This window comes from Nonomuraea sp. NPDC004580 (genome assembly GCF_040609855.1).
Lineage (GTDB): Bacteria > Actinomycetota > Actinomycetes > Streptosporangiales > Streptosporangiaceae > Nonomuraea > Nonomuraea salmonea.
In genome coordinates, this window is record NZ_JBEXLH010000001.1 from 616,273 (window position 1) to 634,345 (window position 18,073).

The following is an 18,073-nucleotide window of genomic DNA, read 5'->3' on the forward strand; positions in this document are numbered from 1 at the left end:
TCAGAGGCACGAAGCCGCCGTGGGAGCCGCGCAAGGCACGACGTACGGTCTACGTAAGCCGTTGCAAGCGCTTGCGCTGAAGGCCGTATAGTTTGCGCATGACTCGACGACTCGCAGAGGTGGCCAAGAAAGTCGGAGTGAGCGAGGCGACCGTGAGCCGCGTGCTCAACGGCAAGCCCGGGGTGTCCGACGCGACCCGCGAGGCGGTGCTGACGGCGCTCGACGTGCTCGGCTACGAACGCCCCACCCAGCTGCGCGGCGACCGCGCCAGGCTGGTCGGCCTGGTGCTCCCCGAGCTGCAGAACCCGATCTTCCCCGCCTTCGCCGAGGTCGTCGGCGGAGCGCTGGCCCAGCAGGGGTTCACCTCGGTGCTGTGCACCCGCACGGTCGGCGGCGTCTCCGAGGCCGACTACGTCGATCTCCTGCTCCAGCAGCAGGTCAGCGGCGTCGTCTTCGCCGGCGGCCTGTACGCCCAGGCCGACGCCTCCCACGGCCACTACGAGCTGCTGCACGAGCGCAAGCTGCCCACCGTGCTGGTCAACGCCGCCGTCGAGCGCCTCGACTTCCCCCAGGTCTCCTGCGACGACGTGGTGGCCGCCGAGATGGCCGTCGCCCACCTGCGCGCCCTCGGCCACGAGCGCATCGGCATGGTGCTCGGGCCGAAGGACCACATGCCGTCGCGGCGCAAGCTGGAGACGTTCCTCGCGTCCGGCGGCGACGCCGAGCTGGTCGAGCACACGATGTTCTCGCTCGAAGGTGGGCACGCCGCCGCGGCGCGGCTGGTCAGGCGCGGGGTCACCGGCGTCATCTGCGCCAGCGACCTGCTCGCGCTCGGCGCCGTGCGCGCCGCGCGCCGGGCGGGGCTCGCCGTGCCCGCCGACATCTCGGTCATCGGCTTCGACGACTCGGCCCTGATGAACTGCACAGAGCCGCCGCTCACCACCGTCCGCCAGCCCATCGACGCCATGGGAAGGGCGGCGGTCGACCTGCTGGTCGCGCAGATCGACAAGGCCGTCGTCCCGGCCGACGAGTTGCTGTTCGAGCCCGAGCTGGTCGTCCGCGCCTCCACGGCGCGTGCCAAGGACTGACCTGCCATGTGATGCAGTCGTTATCTTGCAACTTCAAGTCGGAATCTTGCGCCCTTCGGTCGAGGAACCTATGGTGTGGGCACCTCGCATCAAGAAGGGTCAGACCATGCAGAGATCCACCGGACTCCTGCTCGTAACCGCGCTGAGCCTCACGGCCACCGCATGCGGCTCGGGCGGCGAGCCCGCCACCCCGTCCGCCGGCGGCGCCAAGGCCGTGTCGATCACGGTGGCCTGCCAGCCGGCGAAGTCCGCGCCCAAGGAACGCCAGGCGTGGGACGACGACGTGGCGACGTTCATGAAGGAACACCCCGGCGTGACGGTCAAGAGCACGGACCAGCAGCCGTGCTTCGACCCCAAGACGTTCGGACCCAAGCTGGCGGGCGGCCAGATGGAGACGGCGTTCATGGTGCCGATGACGAACTACGCCGACGTGATCTCCAAGGGCCAGGCGCTCGACATCACGCCGTACACGAACCTGATCAAGAACTGGAACGACCTGCGCGCCGACCACAAGGAGCTGCTCACCAAGGACGGCAAGGTCTACGGCGTGCCCAACGTGCACTACAGCGTGGGCCTGGTCTACAACCGCGCGCTGTTCACCAAGGCCGGGCTCGATCCCGACGCCCCGCCGCAGACCTGGGCCGAGGTGCGCGAGGCCGCGAAGAAGATCGCCGGGCTGGGCGCCGGCCACATCGGCTACGGCGAGTACTCGGGCGGCAACACCGGCGGCTGGCACTTCACCCAGGCGCTCTACGGCCGCGGCGGCGACATCCTGACCCCCGACGGCAAGCGCGCCGCCTTCAACTCGCCTGAGGGCAAGGCCGTGCTGCAGACGCTGCACGACATGCGCTGGGTGGACGACAGCATGGGCACCAGGCTCCTGGTCGGCTGGGAGTCGCTGATGGTCGCCATGGGCAGCGGCAAGGTCGGCATGATGCTCGGCGCCCCCGACGTCGTGACCGACGTCGTCACCAAGTTCAAGGGCAACGTCGACGACTACGGCATCACCGGCTTCCCCGAGGCCAAGGCGTCGCTGAGCGGCGGCGAGGCGTTCATGATCAACCCGAAGGCGACCCCTGAGGAGGCCAAGGCCGCGCTCGAGTGGCTCGACTTCCGCTACAACACCGTCGGCAAGGGCCGCTTCGACTTCGCCCGCGGCAAGAGCATCGGCAACCCGGTCGGCGTGCCCGACAACGCGGTGTACGGCGACTCGCCCACCGGCCAGGCGCTCCAGGAGGACCGGGTGAAGAACGCGACGCTGCCGGTCGCCAACTACGACTCCTACGTCAAGGCCGCCGGCACCGTCCCGCCCAAGGCCGAGCCGGCGCACGCCCAGGAGCTGTACGCCGTCCTCGACGTGCCGATGTCGGGCGTGCTCAGCCGTGAGGACGCCGACATCGACCAGCTGCTCGCCGACGCCGAGTCGAAGGTGAACTCGCTGCTGGCGGCCAAGGGCTGACCTCCATGCAGATCTTGAGGCGCAACCTGACGGCCTACGGGTTCTTGTGCGCGGCGCTGTTCTGCTTCACGGTGTTCGCCTGGTATCCCATGGTCAGGGAGTTCATCCTGAGCTTCCAGAAGACCGACCTGCTCAACGAGCCGATCTGGGTCGGGCTGCAGAACTTCGAGACGGCCCTCCTCGACCCGGCCTTCGGCGAAGCCTGGCTCAACACCCTGAAGTTCACGCTCCTCGCCCTGCTGTGCGGCTACGCCGTGCCGTTCGTCGTCGCGCTCGTCCTGAACGAGCTGCGCCACGCCCGGGCCTACCTGCGGTTCGTGGTCTACCTGCCGGTCATGCTGCCGCCGATCGTGGCGGTGCTGCTGTTCCGGTGGTTCTACGACCCGGGGCCCGGGCTGTTCAACCAGGTGCTCGACTTCTTCGGCCTGCCGGGCCTGGCCTGGCTCGACAGCTCCTCCACCGCGCTGATCTCCCTGGTCATCGTCTCGACCTGGATGAACATGGGCAGCGCGACGCTGATCTACCTGGCCGCGCTGCAGAACATCCCGCCCGAGCTGTACGAGGCGGCCGAGCTCGACGGCGCCGGCATCTGGAAGCGGATCAGGCACGTCACGATCCCGCAGACCCGGCTGATCCTGCTGCTCATGCTGATGCTGCAGATCGTGGCCACCATGCAGGTGTTCATCGAGCCGTACATGCTGACCGGCGGCGGGCCGGAGAACGCGACGGTCACGGTGGCGTACCTGATGTTCCAGAACGCCTTCACGTTGCAGGACTACGGCTCGGCGGGGGCGCTCGGCATGATGCTGATGCTCGTGCTGCTCGTCTTCGCCGCCTTCCAGCTCCGTCTGACCAGAGAGGACAAGGCGTGATCTCCGTCGGAGCCGGGGCGGCCGCCCGCCGCGCCCGGGGCAGGAAGCGCGCGCCGAAGCCGATCGAGGTGCAGTTCCGCACGATCGTCTCGCCGCACCAGCTCAACAGCAGGTGGGGCCGGCGCATCTACTGGCTGGTGCTGGTCGCGGTGCTCGTGCTGTTCACGCTGGCGTTCGTCTTCCCGCTGTACTGGATGGCGACCGGCGCGCTGAAGACGCCGGAGGAGCTGGCGCAGATGCCGCCCACGCTCTTCCCCGCCGACCCGTCGCCCGAGGCGTTCTTCGAGGCGTGGGACCTGTTCGACATCGGGACGCTGCTGGCCAACACCGCCTACTACTCACTGGGCGGCTGGGTGGTCTGCATGGCCGTGGACGTGTCGGCGGCGTACGCGCTGTCGAAGCTGCGGCCGATGTTCGGCACCGTCATCCTCGGCATGATGCTGGCCACGCTGATGATCCCGGCGATGGTGGTGCTGATCCCGCTGTACGTCACGGTCGTCGACCTCGGCCTGCTCAACAACCCGTGGGCGCTGTGGCTGCCGGCCGCCGCCAACGGCTTCAACATCTTCCTGCTCAAGCGCTTCTTCGACTCGATCCCCAGGGAGCTGATCGAGGCGGCGCAGATCGACGGGGCGGGGGCGGTGCGGATCCTGCGTTCTGTGGTCCTGCCGGTCTCCCGGCCCATCCTGGGTGTGGTCTCCATCTTCACGATCGTCACCTCGTTCAAGGACTTCGTCTGGCCGCTGCTGGTCATGACGGACAGCGACAAGATGACGATCAGCGTGGGCCTGTCGCAGACGGCCGGAGCCGTCACCCAGAACCAGGTCATGGGCGGGCTGCTGATCACCAGCATTCCCATGGTCATCGTTTTCTTCATCTTCCAACGGCACATCATGGCGGGCCTGACCGCCGGAAGCATCAAGGGATGAGCGCATGTCGCAAACGTGGTGGCGGGGGGCCGCGATCTACCAGGTCTACCTGCGGAGTTTCGCCGACGGGAACGGCGACGGCGTCGGCGATCTCGCCGGCCTGCGCTCCCGCCTGCCGTACCTGAAAGAGCTCGGGATCGACGCCATCTGGCTCAACCCGTGGTATCCGTCGCCGATGGCCGACGGCGGCTACGACGTGGCCGACTACCGCGACATCGAGCCGGTCTTCGGGACGCTGGGCGAGGCCGAGCGGTTCATCGAGGAGGCGCACGACCTCGACATCAAGGTCATCATCGACGTGGTGCCCAACCACAGCTCGACCGAGAGCGCCTGGTTCAAGGAGGCGCTGGCGGACCCGGCGGCGCGCGACCGGTTCTGGTTCGCCGACGAGCCGCTCAACGACTGGCAGTCGATCTTCGGCGGCTCGGCCTGGACGCAGGTGCCCGACGGGCAGTGGTACCTGCACCTGTTCGCCCCCGAGCAGCCCGACCTGAACTGGACGAACCCGGAGGTGCATCGGGAGTTCGAGGACGTGCTGCGGTTCTGGTTCGAGCGCGGGGTGGACGGCTTCCGGATCGACTCGGCGGCGCTGCTCATCAAGTCGGACACGGCGTACGAGGATCTCGACGAGGTCCACGACGTCTACCGCCGGTGGCGCGAGGTGGCCGACGAGTACGGCGAGCGCATCCTCATCGGCGAGGTCTGGCTGCCCGACCAGGAGCGCTTCGCCCGCTACCTGCGCCCCGACGAGCTGCACACCGCCTTCAACTTCGACTTCCTGTCCTGCGCGTGGGACCCGCGCGACCTGCGCAGGTCCATCGACCTGACGCTGGCCACGCACACCCCCATCGGCGCCCCGCCGACGTGGGTGCTCTCCAACCACGACGTGACCAGGCCGGTCACCAGGTACGGCCGCGCCGACACCTCGTTCGCCCACGGCGGCGCCCTGCACGGCAGCCCGACGGACCTGGAGCTCGGCTACCGCCGCGCCCGCGCCGCCGCGCTGCTCGCGATGGCGCTGCCCGGCTCCGTCTACGTCTACCAGGGCGAGGAGCTGGGGCTGCCCGAGGTGGAGGACCTGCCGGACGAGCTGCGCCAGGACCCGATGTACGCCCGCTCAGGCGGCACGAACCCGGGCCGCGACGGCTGCCGCATCCCGCTGCCCTGGTCGGGGGACGAGCCGCCGTTCGGGTTCGGCACGGGCACGCCGTGGCTGCCGCAGCCGGAGAGCTGGCGCAAGCTGACCGCCGAGGCGCAGCGTACGGACCTCGGCTCGATGCTCAACCTCTACCGCTCGGCGCTCGGCATCCGCCGCGAGCTGCTCGGCGACGGGACGCTGACCTGGCTGCCGATGGGGGAGGAGGTGCTGGCCTTCACCCGCGACTCGGGCCTGACCAGCGTCACGAACCTGAGCGCCGCCCCGGTGCCGCTCCCGGAGGGCCGCGTGCTGCTGTCCAGCGGCCCGCTGGACGACGGCCTCCTGCCCTCCGACACCACGGTCTGGCTGACCCCGGCCTGATCGACGGGCCTGATCAACCGGGCCGGTTACGATCGCGGCATGGCACGCCTGCGACGCACACCACCGCACGAACTCGGCCCCGAGGCGAAGACGCTCTACGACAGCATCACCTCGGGGCCGCGCGGCCGGTTCATGGTGGACGAGCACGGCGGGCTCACCGGGCCGTTCAACGCCATGCTGCTCAGCCCGCCGGTCGGCGACCCGCTGCAGCGGCTCGGGGCGGCCATCCGCTACCGCTCCACGCTCACCGACCGGGCCAGGGAGCTGGCGATCCTCGTGGTGGCCGGGCACCAGGACAGCGCGTTCGAGCAGTCCGCCCACGAGCCGATCGCCCGCGACCTGGGCTTCACGGAGGAGCAGCTGGCCGCCCTGCGCGCCGGCGACACCCCCGAGCTGGAGGACCCGGGGGAGCGGGCCGTGCTCCGCGTCGCCCGCGCCCTGGTCACCAAGGGCGACCTGGACGACGAGGAGTACGCGGCGCTGGGCGAACGCGAGCTGTTCGAGCTGACCACCCTGGTCGGCTACTACACGACCCTGGCACTCCAGCTCCGCGTCTTCCGCGTCTGACGGTCAGCGGGTGGCGCCGGTCGGGTCGGCCAGCCAGGCGTTCAGCGCCGCGCGGGCCGCCTCCGCGCGTTCGGGGTGAGCGCGCAGGGCGGCGTGCAGCTCGGCCAGCATCCCGCCGAACGTGGCGGGCGTCGTCACGTGATCCGGGTCGTGCTCGGCGTACCCCAGAAGGAGAGCGTCACCCCGTCGCGTACGTGCGGCCCGGCCGGCAGCAGGTCACTGGGCGGCACCACCGGCGCGGCCACGTCAGCCTTCGGTGGGTGCGCGGGAGATCCTGTGCAGGGCCTCGGATGCGCCCACGTCAGGCCGACTCTCGGACGACCAGCTCCGTGGGCAGGATGACCGGGTCGGTGGGGCCGCCCTCGAAGAGGTTGAGCAGCAGCCGCACCATGGCCGCCGCCTGCTCCGCGATCGGGTGGCGCAGCGTGGTCAGCGGCGGCTCGGTGTATTTGGCCGCCTCGATGTCGTCGAACCCCACCACCGCCACGTCGTCGGGCACCCGCCGCCCGGCCTGGCGCAGCGACTGCAGCGCGCCCACCGCCATCAGGTCGTTGGCGACGAACACCGCGTCGAGCGCGGGGTCGTCGCGCAGGAGCTGCCGCATCGCGACGGCACCCGACTCGCGGGTGAAGTCGCCGACCGCGACGATGGAGCGCCGGTCGGAGTCGCGCAGCACGTTGCGGTAGCCGGTCAGCCGGTCCTGCCCGGCGATCATGTCCTGCGGCCCCGCGATGGTGGCGATCCTGCGCCGCCCGGTCTCGACCAAATGGCGCACCCCCGACTCGGCCCCGCCGACGTTGTCGTTGTCGACGAACGGGATCTCGACCGGCACGGCGGGCCGCCCGTAGGAGACCACCGGCACCCGCAGCCGCGACAGGGCCGACGGCAGCGGGTCGGCGCCGTGCATGGACAGCAGCATCACGCCGTCGACGTGGCCGCCTGAGATGTAGCGCTCCACCCGGGCGTGGCTCTTGGGCGAGGACACCAGCATGAGCACGACCTGCTTGTTGACCGCCTCCAGCTCCACCGAGGCCGACCTGATGGCGGTGGAGAACATCGGGTCCTCGGAGAAGACCCGGTTGCCGGGCTCGCTCACGACCAGGGCGACCGAGTCGGTGCGCTGGGTGACGAGGCTGCGCGCGGCCGAGTTGGGGACGTAACCCAGCTCGTCGATCGCGCGCAGCACGGCGTCGCGGATGTCGGGCGCGACCGTGGTCTGCCCGTTGACGACGCGGGAGGCGGTGGCCCGCGAGACACCCGCCCGGGCGGCGACCGCCTCCAGGGTCGGGCGTCTCATGACTGCACACGAAGGGAGAGCACGGTAAAAATCTACAGGCCGTTCCTGACGATGACGTCCCTGTACCAGAGCGCGCTGTCCTTGGGCACCCGCTCCTGCGTCGCGTAGTCCACGTGCACGATGCCGAAGCGCCGCCGGTAGCCCTCGGCCCACTCGAAGTTGTCGAGCAGCGACCACACCAGGTATCCGCGCAGGTCGGCGCCCGCCTCGATGGCGCGGTGCACCTCGCGCAGGTGTCCGTCCAGGTACGCCACCCGGTCGTCGTCGTGCACCATGCCGCCTTCGACGACGTCGTCGAAGGCCGCGCCGTTCTCGGTGACCATGAGGCCGACCTGCGGATAGTCCTGGGAGAGCCGGACCAGCAGACGGGACAGGCCGTCGGGGACGATCGGCCAGCCCATGGCGGTGGTGGGCGCGTCGGCGGGGGCGAACCTGACGCCTTCCGAGCCCGGCCAGGCGGCGTCGGCCGGCAGCCCGGGGCCCGCCTCGACGACGCACGGGTTGTAGTAGTTGATGCCGATCAGGTCGAGCGGCGCGTTGATCAGCTTCAGGTCGCCGTCCTGGATGTGCGCGGTGCCGCCGTTGCGCTCCGCCGCCGCGAGCACCTCCTCCGGGTACGTCCCGTACACGGCCGGGTCGAGGAACTGCCGGGTCAGCAGCGCGTGGATGCGCCGGGCCGCCGCCGCGTCCGCCTCGCCCGCCACCGCCGACGGGTCGTTGACCTGGGCCGGGGTGAGCACGGGCGCGGAGTTGACGACGAGCATGATGCTGCCCGCGCCCGACTCGCGCAGCCGCCGGGCCGCGAGCCCGTGGCCGAGCAGCAGGTGGTGGGCCGAGCGCAGCGCCTCGCCCGGATCGCGGCGGCCCGGCGCGTGCACGCCGTTGCCGTAGCCGAGGAACGCGGCCACCCAGGGCTCGTTGAGCGTGGCCCAGTCGGTGACGCGGTCGCCGAGCTTGTCGTGGACGGCCTGGGCGTAGTCGGCGAACCGGTACGCGGTGTCGCGGTTCGTCCAGCCGCCCCGGTCCTCCAGGGCTTGGGGGAGATCCCAGTGATAAAGCGTGACATAAGGCGAAATACCGGAGGTGAGCAGCTCGTCCACGAGCCTGTCGTAGAAGGCCAGGCCGCGCGGGTTGATCTCCCCCTCGCCGTCGGGCTGGATGCGCGGCCAGGCCACCGAGAACCGGTAGGCCGCCAGCCGCAGCTCGCGCATCAGGGCGATGTCGTCGCGGTAGCGGTGGTAGTGATCGCAGGCCACGTCCCCGGTGTCGCCGTCGGCCACGTTCCCGGGGGTGTGGGAGAAGGTGTCCCAGATCGACTGGCCCCGCCCGTCCTCCTTGACCGCCCCCTCGATCTGGTAGGAGGCCGTGGCGGCTCCCCAGACGAAGTCCTCGGGAAAGATCATCCCTTAACAGCTCCTTGCATGATTCCGCCGATGATTTGCTTGCCGAACAGGGCGAAGACCGCCACGAGCGGCAGCGTGCCGATCGCGGTGCCGGCCAGGCCGAGCACGTAGTCGTTGACGTAACCGCTGGCCAGGGTCGACAGCGCCACCTGGACGGTGGGGCTGTCCGGGGTGAGCACGACCAGCGGCCAGAAGTAGTCGTTCCAGGCCGACATGAACGTCAGCATGCCGAGCACCGCCGCCGCCGGCCGCGCGGTGGGCAGCACGACGTGCCAGAACAGCCGCCACGTCGTGCACCCGTCCACCCGCCCGGCCTCCAGCAGCTCGGTGGGCAGCGCGCGCTGGAGGTACTGCGTCATGAAGAACACGCCGAACGCGTTGACCAGCGCGGGCACGATGAGCGCGTAGTTGGTGCCGGTCCACTCCAGCTTCACCATGAGCATGTAGAGCGGGATGATGCCGAGCTGCGCCGGGACCATCATGGTCGCGACCGTGATCACCAGCATGATGTTCTTGCCCCTGAAGCTCAGCTTGGCGAAGGCGAACCCGGCCAGCGTCGAGAAGAACATCACCGCGATCGAGATCGAGCCGGCCACGATGACCGAGTTGAGCAGCGCCAGCCCGAACGGCACGGTGTCGAAGACGCGCGCCACGTTGGCGAAGAAGTTGCCGCCGGGCAGCAGCGGCGGCGGCACCTCGGCCAGCGCCGAGTTGTGCCTGGAGGCCACCACGACGCTGTAGTAGAGCGGGAAGGCGGAGAAGAAGGCCACCGCGATCAGGGTCAGGTAACGCAGCCTCACAGCAGACCGCCCTTCACGCGACGGGTGAGGAGGAAGTTGATGCCGGCGACGACCACCACGGCCACGAACATCAGCCAGGAGGCCGCGGAGGCGTACCCGAAGTCGAACGTCGCGTTCGCGAAGCCCTGCTCGTAGACGAACAGCGCCAGCGTCTGGAACTGCCGGTCGGGCCCGCCCGTGGCGATGCCGCCACCGCCGCCGCTGCTCTGCCCGAACAGCATCGGCTCGGCGATGATCTGCATCGCGCCGATCGTCGAGACGATGACCACGAAGATGATCGTCGGGCGGATCATGGGGATGGTGATGCGACGGAGCTGGGTGAAATTGCTCGCGCCGTCGAGGGTGGCGGCCTCGTACAGATCGCGCGGTACGGCCTGCATGGCCGCGAGGAAGATCAGCGCGTTGTACCCGGTCCAGCGCCACATGATCATCACCGAGAGCGCGACGTGCGAGCTGGCCGTGCCGGCCGCCCAGTCGATCTGGCCGACCCCGAACCAGGACAGGAGCCAGTTGATCATGCCGAAGTCCCGGCCGAAGAGCTGGCTGAAGATCACGACCACCGCGACCACGCTGGTGACGTTCGGCAGCAGCAGCGCGACCCTGAACAACGTCTGGAGCCGCAGCCGCCGGTTCAGCAGGTGCGCGAGCCAGATGGCCAGCGCGAGCTGCGGCACGGTGGACAGGATCCCGATGGACAGGGTGTTGAAGGTGGCGTTCCAGAAGTAGGAGTCGGCCAGCAGCGTCGAATAGTTGCCGAGGCCGATGAACTTCTGCGTCTCCGACAGCAACGTCCATTCGTGCAGGCTCACCCAGGCCGTGTAGACCAGCGGGAAGAGCCCGAAGGCGCAGAACAGCAGGAAGAAGGGGGCCACGTAGGCGTACGGCGACACCCTCACGTCGAGGGTGTGCCGCACGCTGCGCCTGCGCCTCTGCGTGACCGCGAGAGGAAGGGAGCTCATTTGATCTTCTTGACGTCCTCGAGCACCTGCGCCCACGACTCGTCCGGTGTCTGCTTGCCCTGCTCGACGCGGCCGAGCCCGTTGCCGATGGCGGTGCGCACGTCGGCCTCCTTCGGGCCGAGGTGCTGCGGCTTGAGCGCCTTGGCGGCGTCGGAGTAGATCTTGCCGATGGGGGCGTCACCGAAGAACGGCTTGGTGAAGCCCTGGATCGACGGGTCGTCGTACAGCGAGGGGATCGACGGGAACGTGCCCTCCTCCTTGAAGACCTTGGCCTGGTTCTCCTTGGAGGTGAGGAAGTCGATCAGCTCGGCCGCCTCCTTCGGGTGCTTGCTCTGCTTCGGCACCATGAGGTGCGAGCCACCGCTGTTGCCCGAACCGCCGGGCACGGCCGCGATGTCCCACTTGCCGGCCGAGTCCTTGGCCTGCTCCTGGATGAAGCCGGTCATCCAGGCCGGGCAGATGATCGTGGCGAACGAGCCCTTGGCGAAGCCGGTGTTCCACGGCGGGGAGAAGGCGGCCAGCTTGGCGGTCAGGCCCTCCTGGGTGATCTGGTTCGACAGGTCCCAGGCCTTCTTCACGTCGGGGTTGGACTCGACGATGATGGTGTCCTGGTCGTCGTACAGGCCGACGGGGGCCTGGTTGACCATCGCACGGAAGATCTCACCTGGCGAGTCCACGAACTTGGCGCCGGCCACGTTCGCCGCGGCGAACTTCTTGCCGGTCGCGATGTACTCCTCCCAGGTCGGCCAGAGCGCCGAGACCTTCTCGCGGTCGTCGGGCAGCCCGGCCTTCTTGAACAGGTCCTTGCGGTAGCACATGGCCAGGCCGCCGACGTCGGTGCCGAGGCCGAGGACCTGTGAGCCGTCCTTGGACAGGCCCTGCTGCCACTTCCAGTCGAGGTACTCGGGCCGGCGCTTGTCGAGGCCGTACTGCTTGAGGTCGACGAACTTGCCGGGCTGGGCGGTGAAGGTGCTGATGTAGCCGACCTCGACCGCAGCGACGTCTCCCGCGCCCGCGTTGGTCGCCAGCCGCTTGACCAGGTTGCTGTGGTGGTCGTTGAACTGGGTGACGTTCTCGACGATCTCGATGTTCGGGTGCGTCTTCTTGTATTCCTCGTAGAGCGGCTGGAAGCCGAAGTCGCCGAAGAGGTCGACGGTCAGCTTGATCTTCTCGCCGGGCTTGGCGCTCGACTCGGCCGCGGTGCCGTCGCCTCCTCCGCCACAGGCCGTCGCCAGGGCGAGGACGGACGCGGTGAGCAGGGGCAGGCCGAGCCGATGGATGCGAGGGGCCATCGAAACCCTCCTGGGTCTCTTGCGAAGGGGGTGGATGAGAGAGCGCTCTCTCAGAGATTCGCGGTGCTCACAGGGCTCTGTCAACGGGAGTCACATAACGAATGCGTTATCCGTGAGAGCGCGATCTCGGTCGGCCGAGCGGCGTTTCCGAAGGTGGGGCGGACAGGAACCGGTTCAGCCGGTGAGCGCGCGGCCGGCCATGCGGGCGTACATGCGGCCGGGGCTCGGCGCCGTGGTGAGGAAGCCGGGCAGCATGGGCAGCGCCACCGCGAAGGGGTCGAGGCGCTCGTACAGCTCGTCGGCGTCGGCGGGGCGGTCGGCGGGCTGCTTCTCCAGCAGCTGCGCCAAAAGCGCGCCCAGCGGCTCGGGCAGCCCGGGGATGTCCGGCGGGCGCTCCTTGACCTGCTTCTCGAAGACGACGTAGTCGGTCGGCCCGGTGAAGAGCTGCCGTCCCGAGAGCATCTCGTGCAGGACGCAGCCGAGGGAGTAGAGGTCGCTGCGCGGCTCGGTGACGCCGTGCTGGATCTGCTCGGGCGCCATGTACGCCGGCGTGCCCAGGATCTGCCCGATCCTGGTGAACGTCGTCACGTCGGAGTCCCTGAGCATCGCCAGGCCGAAGTCCAGCACCTTCACGCTGCCGTCGGGGCAGAGCATGAGGTTGGTCGGCTTGAGGTCGCGATGGCAGATCGACAGCGCGTGGGCCGCCGACAGCACCGCGCACGCCTGCGCCGCGATGGCCGCCGCCCACGGCACCGGCAGCGGCCCGTGCTCGTGCACCAGATCGGCCACGGTGACGCCCTCGATGAACTGCATCACCTGGTAGAGCCGCTGCTCGTGGGTGCCGAAGTCGTAGAGCACGGGAGCGCCGGGGTGCTCCAGCCTGGCGAGGATCCTCGCCTCCCTGATGAAGCGGCGCTCCAGCTCGTGGTCGGGGCCGCTGGGCAGGCGCAGCAGCTTCACCGCCACCCTGCGATCGAGGTGGCGGTCATGGCCCGCGTAGACGGCGCCCATGCCGCCTTGCCCGAGAGGGAGGTCGTCGAGCTCGTAGCGGTCACCGATGACCATAAACCCCCTCTCCCGCAGCCTTCCGGAGAAAACTACACCGTCAGGACTGCGGGTGCAGGTGGCCGTCGGCGAGGCCGTCGAGGCCCAGCCGGATCAGCGTCTGCCCCAGTGTCGAGGTCTCGCGGATGGCGTCCTCCAGCACGGCCAGCTGACGGAACGCCGCGCCGTACGCCTTCTGCTCCTTCAGCGACAGCCGGGGCAGCCGGGTGCGGCGCACGTCGAACCTGCTGGAGCCGGTCGTCACCCGTCCGCCCGCGGCCCGCAGGAACCCGGCGAGGAAGTCGGGGTCGAGCCGGCGCGCGTCCACGCGGTAGAGCGTCAGGTGCGGTCCGAGCACCGCTCCGGCGTCGGCGATCACACGGACGGCGGAGTAGGAGGCCACGACGTCGCCCGCCCTGATCGGCACCAGGCCCTGCTGCATGGTGGTCGAGCCGGACGGCGAGCCGCCGTTGAGCAGGTCGTCGGAGGTCAGCACCGGGATGTCGCCCCCGTCGGCGGCCATCTTGGGCGGCGCCTGCGAGGTGGTGACCAGGCCCTCCTTGATGAGGTCGCCGAGCGTCGTGGCGGGCTGGTCGAGCGGCTGCTCCAGCACCTTCAGGTCCGGCGGGACCGCCGTGGCGGCCAGGAAGCGGTCGCGGGCCTCGGCGAAGGCCCGGCCCACGTCGTCGCGCCGCTGGTGCCTGGCCGGGGTCATGTCGACCTCGTCGGCCAGCAGGTCGATGATGCGGACGGTCTGGTCGGAACGGTCCTCCACGTACGCCTGCCAGGCCGGCTCCACCGCCGACAGGTCGGCCGTGGCGTCGAGGATCAGCACCTCCGACGGCGGGCGCTCACCGGCCGCCGGGCGGCGCAGCAGCCACAGGTCGCTGCCGGGCAGCGCCACGACGGCCCGCAGCGCGCCGGCGCGCAGCAGGTTGGCCCTGATGCGGCGGCCGGCCTTGCGGCTGGCGGCGGCCGGCGGCATCAGGATGGCCACCAGGCCGCGCGGCTTGACGTGGGTGAGGCAGTGCTGCACCCAGGCCAGCTCGGGCTCGCCCCTGGGCGGCAGGCCGTACTCCCAGCGGGGGTCGCCGGTCAGCTCCTCATAGCCCCAGGCCCGCTCGTTGAACGGCGGGTCGCACACCACCGCGTCGGCGCGCTCGCCGGCGAAGCCGTCGCGGCGCATGGAGTCGCCGGCCACGATCGTGGCCTCGACGCCGCGCAGCCGCAGCCGGGAGGCGGCGATGGCGGCGGAGGTCTCGCTGAGCTCCTGGCCGAGGATGCGGCCCGCGCGGCTGGAGGCCAGCAGCAGCGTGCCGACGCCGCACGCGGGGTCGAGCACGGTCGCGCCCTCGGCGCCGGCCAGCCGGACCATGAGCGCGGCGACGTCGTCGCGGGTGACCGAGAGCTGGCGCGAGTGGGCCTCGAGATAGCGCTCGCAGAGGAACTCGTACGCCCGCAGCGGCCCCAGCTCCTTGCCCAGCTCCAGGATGAGCCCGGTCAGCTCGGGATCGAGCGCCCCCGGATGACCTGCGCTTTCCTGGCCGGGGGCGTCGGCCTGGCCGTCGCCGGCGGCGGGGGTCGCGCCGGTCAGCAGCGCTCCCGCGCGGGCCACCAGCTCGCCCAGCCGCAAATCTCCGGCGGCTTTCAGGCGTTGCCACGCCCGATCTCCCAGGGAGACCTGGTAGGACTTCCCATAGCGCCGCAGCCATGACTCGACCTGCCGCAGCGAGAACAGCGGCTGGTTGGCGGTGCCGCCGATGGGCTGGGGGAAGTCGTCGTGGCGACGGCGCCAGTTGCTCACCGCGGCCCGCCCGACGCCGGCGAGCCGGGCGATGTCCCCGGCGTTGACGGTCGGGTCGTGGCTCATGGTGGCCACAGTAGTTCACAACGAGTCTTCAGCGCATCTGCTTGTGAAGTCTTTCAACCAATGATTTACTGCAGGGTATGAAGCACAACATCCGCTATGCCGCCGGATCAGATGTGGGCCGTCGCAGGGAGCAGAACGAGGATTCTGGCTACGCGAGCGGCCGGTTGCTCGTGGTGGCTGACGGGATGGGTGGACACGCGGCCGGCGAGCTGGCGAGCTCGGCGGCGATCGCCGTCATGCGCGAGCTGGATGCCACGCTTCCCGAGACGGGCGCCGACCTCGAGGCGGCCCTGGAGGGCGCCGTGCACGAGGCGGCGCGCAGGCTGGTCGAGCTGGCCGACATCGACCCCGCTCGCAGGGGGATGGGGACCACGGTGACCGCCATGCTCTGGGACGGCTACCGCTTCGCCCTGGCTCATCTCGGTGACTCCCGCGGATATCTGCTTCGCGATGGCGCTCTCTACCAGATGACCAAGGATCACACACTTGTGCAGTCGATGGTGGACGAAGGGCGCATCACGGAGGACCAGGCCGCCGTGCACCCCCGGCGGTCGATGGTGCTGCGCGTGCTGGGCAGCGAGGGCCGGGCGGAGCCCGACATGGCGCTGCGCGAAGCCGAGCCTGATGACCGCTACCTCCTCTGCTCCGACGGGCTCACGACCGTGCTCGGGCCCGAGGTCCTGCACGAGGTGCTGACCAATGTGGCAGACCCGGCGGCGGCCGTCCAGCGCCTCATCGACCTCGCCAACGAGGGCGGCTCGCCCGACAACGTCACCGTGATCGTGGCCGACGTGGTGGCGCCGGGCGCGGGGGACGTGACCGTCTACCGCGTGGGTGCCGGCTCCTAGATCACGTAGTAGCCCGTCTCACCAACATCAGCAGTAACACAACCGAAATTTCGGCTCATAGGGTGACACTTTCCAGGTGACCCGCGCGCATTCGCGATGGCGCTACTACAGTCCATCGTGATTCGCCGGTTTTCTGGGAGGAGTCACGCTGGACCCGATCGCCGACAAGCTGCTGAAGACGGTGCGACAGGAACTCGGATACAAGGAGAAGAGCGACCAGTTCACCAAGTTCGGCCAGTGGTACGCCGATCGTGTCCAGGACACCCAATACCGCGACGCGCCGTGGTGCGACATGTTCCTCGCCTGGGCCGCGAACAAGGCCGGCCTCTCCGACTACGTCGGGGAGTTCGCCTGGACGCCTTCCCACGCGGCCTGGTTCATCCAGAAGGACGCGTGGAGCCAGCGGCCTGAGCCGGGCGCGCTGGTCTTCTTCGACTGGCGCGGCGGCAAGAGCTACAAGGGCATCGACCACGTCGGCGTCGTCGAGCGGGTGGCCGGCAAGAAGATCCACACCATCGAGGCGAACGTCGATCGCGTCTGGCTCAAACGCAAGACCAGAGAAACCGACAAGGTCGTGGGCTACGGCATCCCGCGCCTGGTCAAGGCCAAGGCCGACCAGGAGGAGATCCGCTCGACCGAGCAGCCCTTCGTCTCGCCGCCGCGCACGCAGACCGGGCACGGCTCGCCCTTCGACGTCTTAGGCACGCCGCCCGCGTTGCTGGCCGTCATGGTGCTGACGACGATCATCCTCTCGCTGCGCGTCACCCGCCGCCGCGGCACCCACCGCCGCCTCGCGTGGCCGTGGCTCGGCCGCCGCCCTTCCAGCGCCCCTGACATCCAGCGCGTCCCTTCACCCAGGAACCCGTTCGCGGGCGAGGGAGCCGCCAAGGCCCAGGGCGCGGCGCCCGCGCGTCCCGCCCGTCCGCGGGTGCCCGCCGGTTCCGGTTCCGCCGCCGAGCACGCCTCCAGGCGCCGCAGGCCGTACGACGAGGGCTAGGCCGTCAGGTCGATCACCGCCTTGACGTCCTTGGCCGGCTCGAACGCCTCCAGCGCCCGCGTCAGCGGCACCCGCCGGGTGATGAGCCGCTCCAGCCACCCCCGGTCGGCCCGCGCCAGCGCCTCGGCCGCCGCGCGGAAGTGCCGCAGGTTCGCGTTGACCGTCCCGAAGACCACGTCGTTCTCCAGCACGATGTCCCGGTTGATCACGCCCGCGTCCACGCGGTGCGCGCGCCCGCCGGGAGCCAGCCCGCACAGGCACACGATGCCCACTGCCGCGGTGGTCGTGAGCGAGTCGATGACGAGCTGCCCCGCACCCGTGCACTCGATGATGATGTCCGGCTTGGCCTGCCGGAACTCCTCCAGCGTCGAGGACGAGTGGTAGATGCCTCCCAGCTCCTCCACGAGGCTCGACTTGAGCCCGCGCGGTGACCGGTCGAGCACGTGCGTCTCCAGCCCGCGCTGCCGGCCGAACAGCGCCGCCAGCAGCCCGATCGGCCCGGCGCCCGTCACCAGCAGCGTGCGCGGCTCGAACCAGGCCCTGGCGCCGATGCGCTCGATCTGCTCCCACGCCTTGGCGACCACGGAGGCGGGCTCCACCAGCACGCCGAGGGTGTCCAGAGCGGGATCGACGCGGACGGCGTACGCGGCCTCGATCGTCCACTGCTCGCTGCCGAAGCCGTCCAGCTCCTTGATGCCCCGCTCGGTGTAGCGGCCGTTGCGGCACATGTCGAACTCGCCGCGCCGGCACGCGCCGCACGGCTCGGGATCGGGCCGGCGGACGACGCCCACCACCAGGTCGCCGGGCGAGAACGCGGAGCCGTCGGGGGCCCGCAGCACCCGGCCGAGCGACTCGTGCCCGATGATCATGCGCTCCTCGCCGGGCGGCGGCCAGCCGTAGTCGCCCTGCTCCAGCTCCCTGTCGGTCCCGCAGATCCCCAGGGCGAGTCCCTGGACGAGCAGCTCGCCCTGGCGCGGCTCGGGGTCGGGCATCTCCCGCACCTCCAGCGTGCCCTTGCCCCCCGGCACGAACGTGAGCGCGCGCATCGCCTCACCTCCTCGCCACGGCCCCTACCCCGGAGTCCCTTGGGAAATAGTAGGACGTCCTAGTATCTTCTTAGATGAAGCCT

17 protein-coding genes are annotated in these 18,073 nt (G+C 70.0%); 8 read left to right on the top strand and 9 right to left on the bottom strand.

Annotated elements, in window-relative coordinates:
- The first annotated feature begins 98 nt into the window (after positions 1–98).
- From ABZW11_RS02725 to ABZW11_RS02750, 6 genes are all read left to right on the top strand, one after another.
- Positions 99–1,088, top strand: coding sequence for a LacI family DNA-binding transcriptional regulator (locus ABZW11_RS02725; RefSeq protein WP_355411869.1), 990 nt, complete (start codon positions 99–101; stop codon positions 1,086–1,088).
- 106 nt (positions 1,089–1,194) lie between these two features.
- Positions 1,195–2,547 (top strand): extracellular solute-binding protein, encoded by a 1,353-nt coding sequence (locus ABZW11_RS02730; protein WP_355411871.1) that lies wholly within the window; start codon positions 1,195–1,197, stop codon positions 2,545–2,547.
- A gap of 5 nt (positions 2,548–2,552) precedes the next feature.
- A complete protein-coding gene (locus ABZW11_RS02735; RefSeq protein WP_355411873.1) occupies positions 2,553–3,419 on the top strand; it encodes a sugar ABC transporter permease in 867 nt (288 codons plus the stop codon).
- Positions 3,416–4,348, top strand: coding sequence for a carbohydrate ABC transporter permease (locus ABZW11_RS02740; RefSeq protein ID WP_355411875.1), 933 nt, complete (start codon positions 3,416–3,418; stop codon positions 4,346–4,348). The genes ABZW11_RS02735 and ABZW11_RS02740 overlap by 4 nt, the downstream gene beginning before the upstream one ends.
- A gap of 4 nt (positions 4,349–4,352) precedes the next feature.
- Positions 4,353–5,867, top strand: coding sequence for an alpha-amylase family glycosyl hydrolase (locus ABZW11_RS02745; RefSeq protein WP_355411877.1), 1,515 nt, complete (start codon positions 4,353–4,355; stop codon positions 5,865–5,867).
- A 39-nt stretch (positions 5,868–5,906) separates the two neighbouring features.
- A complete protein-coding gene (locus tag ABZW11_RS02750; RefSeq protein ID WP_355411879.1) occupies positions 5,907–6,434 on the top strand; it encodes a carboxymuconolactone decarboxylase family protein in 528 nt (175 codons plus the stop codon).
- A gap of 3 nt (positions 6,435–6,437) precedes the next feature.
- Here ABZW11_RS02750 and ABZW11_RS02755 read toward each other — a convergent pair whose 3' ends face one another.
- The 8 genes from ABZW11_RS02755 to ABZW11_RS02790 form a co-directional block, all read right to left on the bottom strand.
- Positions 6,438–6,572, bottom strand: coding sequence for a hypothetical protein (locus tag ABZW11_RS02755; protein WP_355411881.1), 135 nt, complete (start codon positions 6,570–6,572; stop codon positions 6,438–6,440).
- 163 nt (positions 6,573–6,735) lie between these two features.
- A complete protein-coding gene (locus ABZW11_RS02760; protein WP_355411883.1) occupies positions 6,736–7,731 on the bottom strand; it encodes a LacI family DNA-binding transcriptional regulator in 996 nt (331 codons plus the stop codon).
- A gap of 32 nt (positions 7,732–7,763) precedes the next feature.
- Positions 7,764–9,134 (bottom strand): GH1 family beta-glucosidase, encoded by a 1,371-nt coding sequence (locus tag ABZW11_RS02765; protein ID WP_355411885.1) that lies wholly within the window; start codon positions 9,132–9,134, stop codon positions 7,764–7,766.
- Positions 9,131–9,934, bottom strand: coding sequence for a carbohydrate ABC transporter permease (locus ABZW11_RS02770; RefSeq protein ID WP_355411888.1), 804 nt, complete (start codon positions 9,932–9,934; stop codon positions 9,131–9,133). The genes ABZW11_RS02765 and ABZW11_RS02770 overlap by 4 nt, the downstream gene beginning before the upstream one ends.
- The gene (locus tag ABZW11_RS02775) at positions 9,931–10,893 is read right to left on the bottom strand and encodes a sugar ABC transporter permease (RefSeq protein ID WP_355411890.1); all 963 of its coding nucleotides are present in this window, start codon (positions 10,891–10,893) and stop codon (positions 9,931–9,933) included. Before ABZW11_RS02775 ends, ABZW11_RS02770 begins: the two co-directional genes overlap by 4 nt.
- The gene (locus tag ABZW11_RS02780; RefSeq protein ID WP_355411892.1) at positions 10,890–12,185 is read right to left on the bottom strand and encodes an ABC transporter substrate-binding protein; all 1,296 of its coding nucleotides are present in this window, start codon (positions 12,183–12,185) and stop codon (positions 10,890–10,892) included. The genes ABZW11_RS02775 and ABZW11_RS02780 overlap by 4 nt, the downstream gene beginning before the upstream one ends.
- 174 nt (positions 12,186–12,359) lie before the next feature.
- On the bottom strand, positions 12,360–13,250 hold the full coding sequence (locus ABZW11_RS02785) for a serine/threonine-protein kinase (protein WP_355411894.1): 891 nt from the start codon (positions 13,248–13,250) through the stop codon (positions 12,360–12,362).
- A gap of 40 nt (positions 13,251–13,290) precedes the next feature.
- A complete protein-coding gene (locus ABZW11_RS02790) occupies positions 13,291–15,099 on the bottom strand; it encodes an N-6 DNA methylase (RefSeq protein ID WP_355411896.1) in 1,809 nt (602 codons plus the stop codon).
- Positions 15,100–15,176: 77 nt separating this feature from the next.
- On the opposite strand from ABZW11_RS02790, the gene ABZW11_RS02795 reads away from it, so the two are divergent.
- Positions 15,177–15,947: a protein phosphatase 2C domain-containing protein gene (locus ABZW11_RS02795; RefSeq protein WP_355411898.1), complete on the top strand. Its 771-nt coding sequence runs from the start codon at positions 15,177–15,179 to the stop codon at positions 15,945–15,947.
- A 181-nt stretch (positions 15,948–16,128) separates the two neighbouring features.
- Entirely contained in the window at positions 16,129–16,944 is an 816-nt protein-coding gene (locus ABZW11_RS02800; protein ID WP_355411900.1) for a CHAP domain-containing protein, read from the top strand.
- On the opposite strand, the gene ABZW11_RS02805 is transcribed toward ABZW11_RS02800, so the two are convergent.
- The gene (locus ABZW11_RS02805) at positions 16,941–17,990 is read right to left on the bottom strand and encodes a glucose 1-dehydrogenase (RefSeq protein ID WP_355411902.1); all 1,050 of its coding nucleotides are present in this window, start codon (positions 17,988–17,990) and stop codon (positions 16,941–16,943) included. The two genes, ABZW11_RS02800 and ABZW11_RS02805, sit on opposite strands and share 4 nt — an antisense overlap.
- Between the last annotated feature and the right edge of the window lie 83 nt (positions 17,991–18,073).

Excerpts from the sequence above, each read along its gene's own strand:
- ABZW11_RS02785 (WP_355411894.1), bottom strand. The coding sequence starts at position 13,250 with ATGGTCATCGGTGACCGCTACGAGCTCGACGACCTCCCTCTCGGGCAA.
- ABZW11_RS02730 (WP_355411871.1), top strand. The coding sequence starts at position 1,195 with ATGCAGAGATCCACCGGACTCCTGCTCGTAACCGCGCTGAGCCTCACG.
- ABZW11_RS02805 (WP_355411902.1), bottom strand. The coding sequence starts at position 17,990 with ATGCGCGCGCTCACGTTCGTGCCGGGGGGCAAGGGCACGCTGGAGGTG.
- ABZW11_RS02795 (WP_355411898.1), top strand. The coding sequence starts at position 15,177 with ATGAAGCACAACATCCGCTATGCCGCCGGATCAGATGTGGGCCGTCGC.
- ABZW11_RS02735 (WP_355411873.1), top strand. The coding sequence starts at position 2,553 with ATGCAGATCTTGAGGCGCAACCTGACGGCCTACGGGTTCTTGTGCGCG.
- ABZW11_RS02790 (WP_355411896.1), bottom strand. The coding sequence starts at position 15,099 with ATGAGCCACGACCCGACCGTCAACGCCGGGGACATCGCCCGGCTCGCC.
- ABZW11_RS02780 (WP_355411892.1), bottom strand. The coding sequence starts at position 12,185 with ATGGCCCCTCGCATCCATCGGCTCGGCCTGCCCCTGCTCACCGCGTCC.
- ABZW11_RS02725 (WP_355411869.1), top strand. The coding sequence starts at position 99 with ATGACTCGACGACTCGCAGAGGTGGCCAAGAAAGTCGGAGTGAGCGAG.
- ABZW11_RS02745 (WP_355411877.1), top strand. The coding sequence starts at position 4,353 with ATGTCGCAAACGTGGTGGCGGGGGGCCGCGATCTACCAGGTCTACCTG.
- ABZW11_RS02775 (WP_355411890.1), bottom strand. The coding sequence starts at position 10,893 with ATGAGCTCCCTTCCTCTCGCGGTCACGCAGAGGCGCAGGCGCAGCGTG.
- ABZW11_RS02765 (WP_355411885.1), bottom strand. The coding sequence starts at position 9,134 with ATGATCTTTCCCGAGGACTTCGTCTGGGGAGCCGCCACGGCCTCCTAC.
- ABZW11_RS02750 (WP_355411879.1), top strand. The coding sequence starts at position 5,907 with ATGGCACGCCTGCGACGCACACCACCGCACGAACTCGGCCCCGAGGCG.
- ABZW11_RS02760 (WP_355411883.1), bottom strand. The coding sequence starts at position 7,731 with ATGAGACGCCCGACCCTGGAGGCGGTCGCCGCCCGGGCGGGTGTCTCG.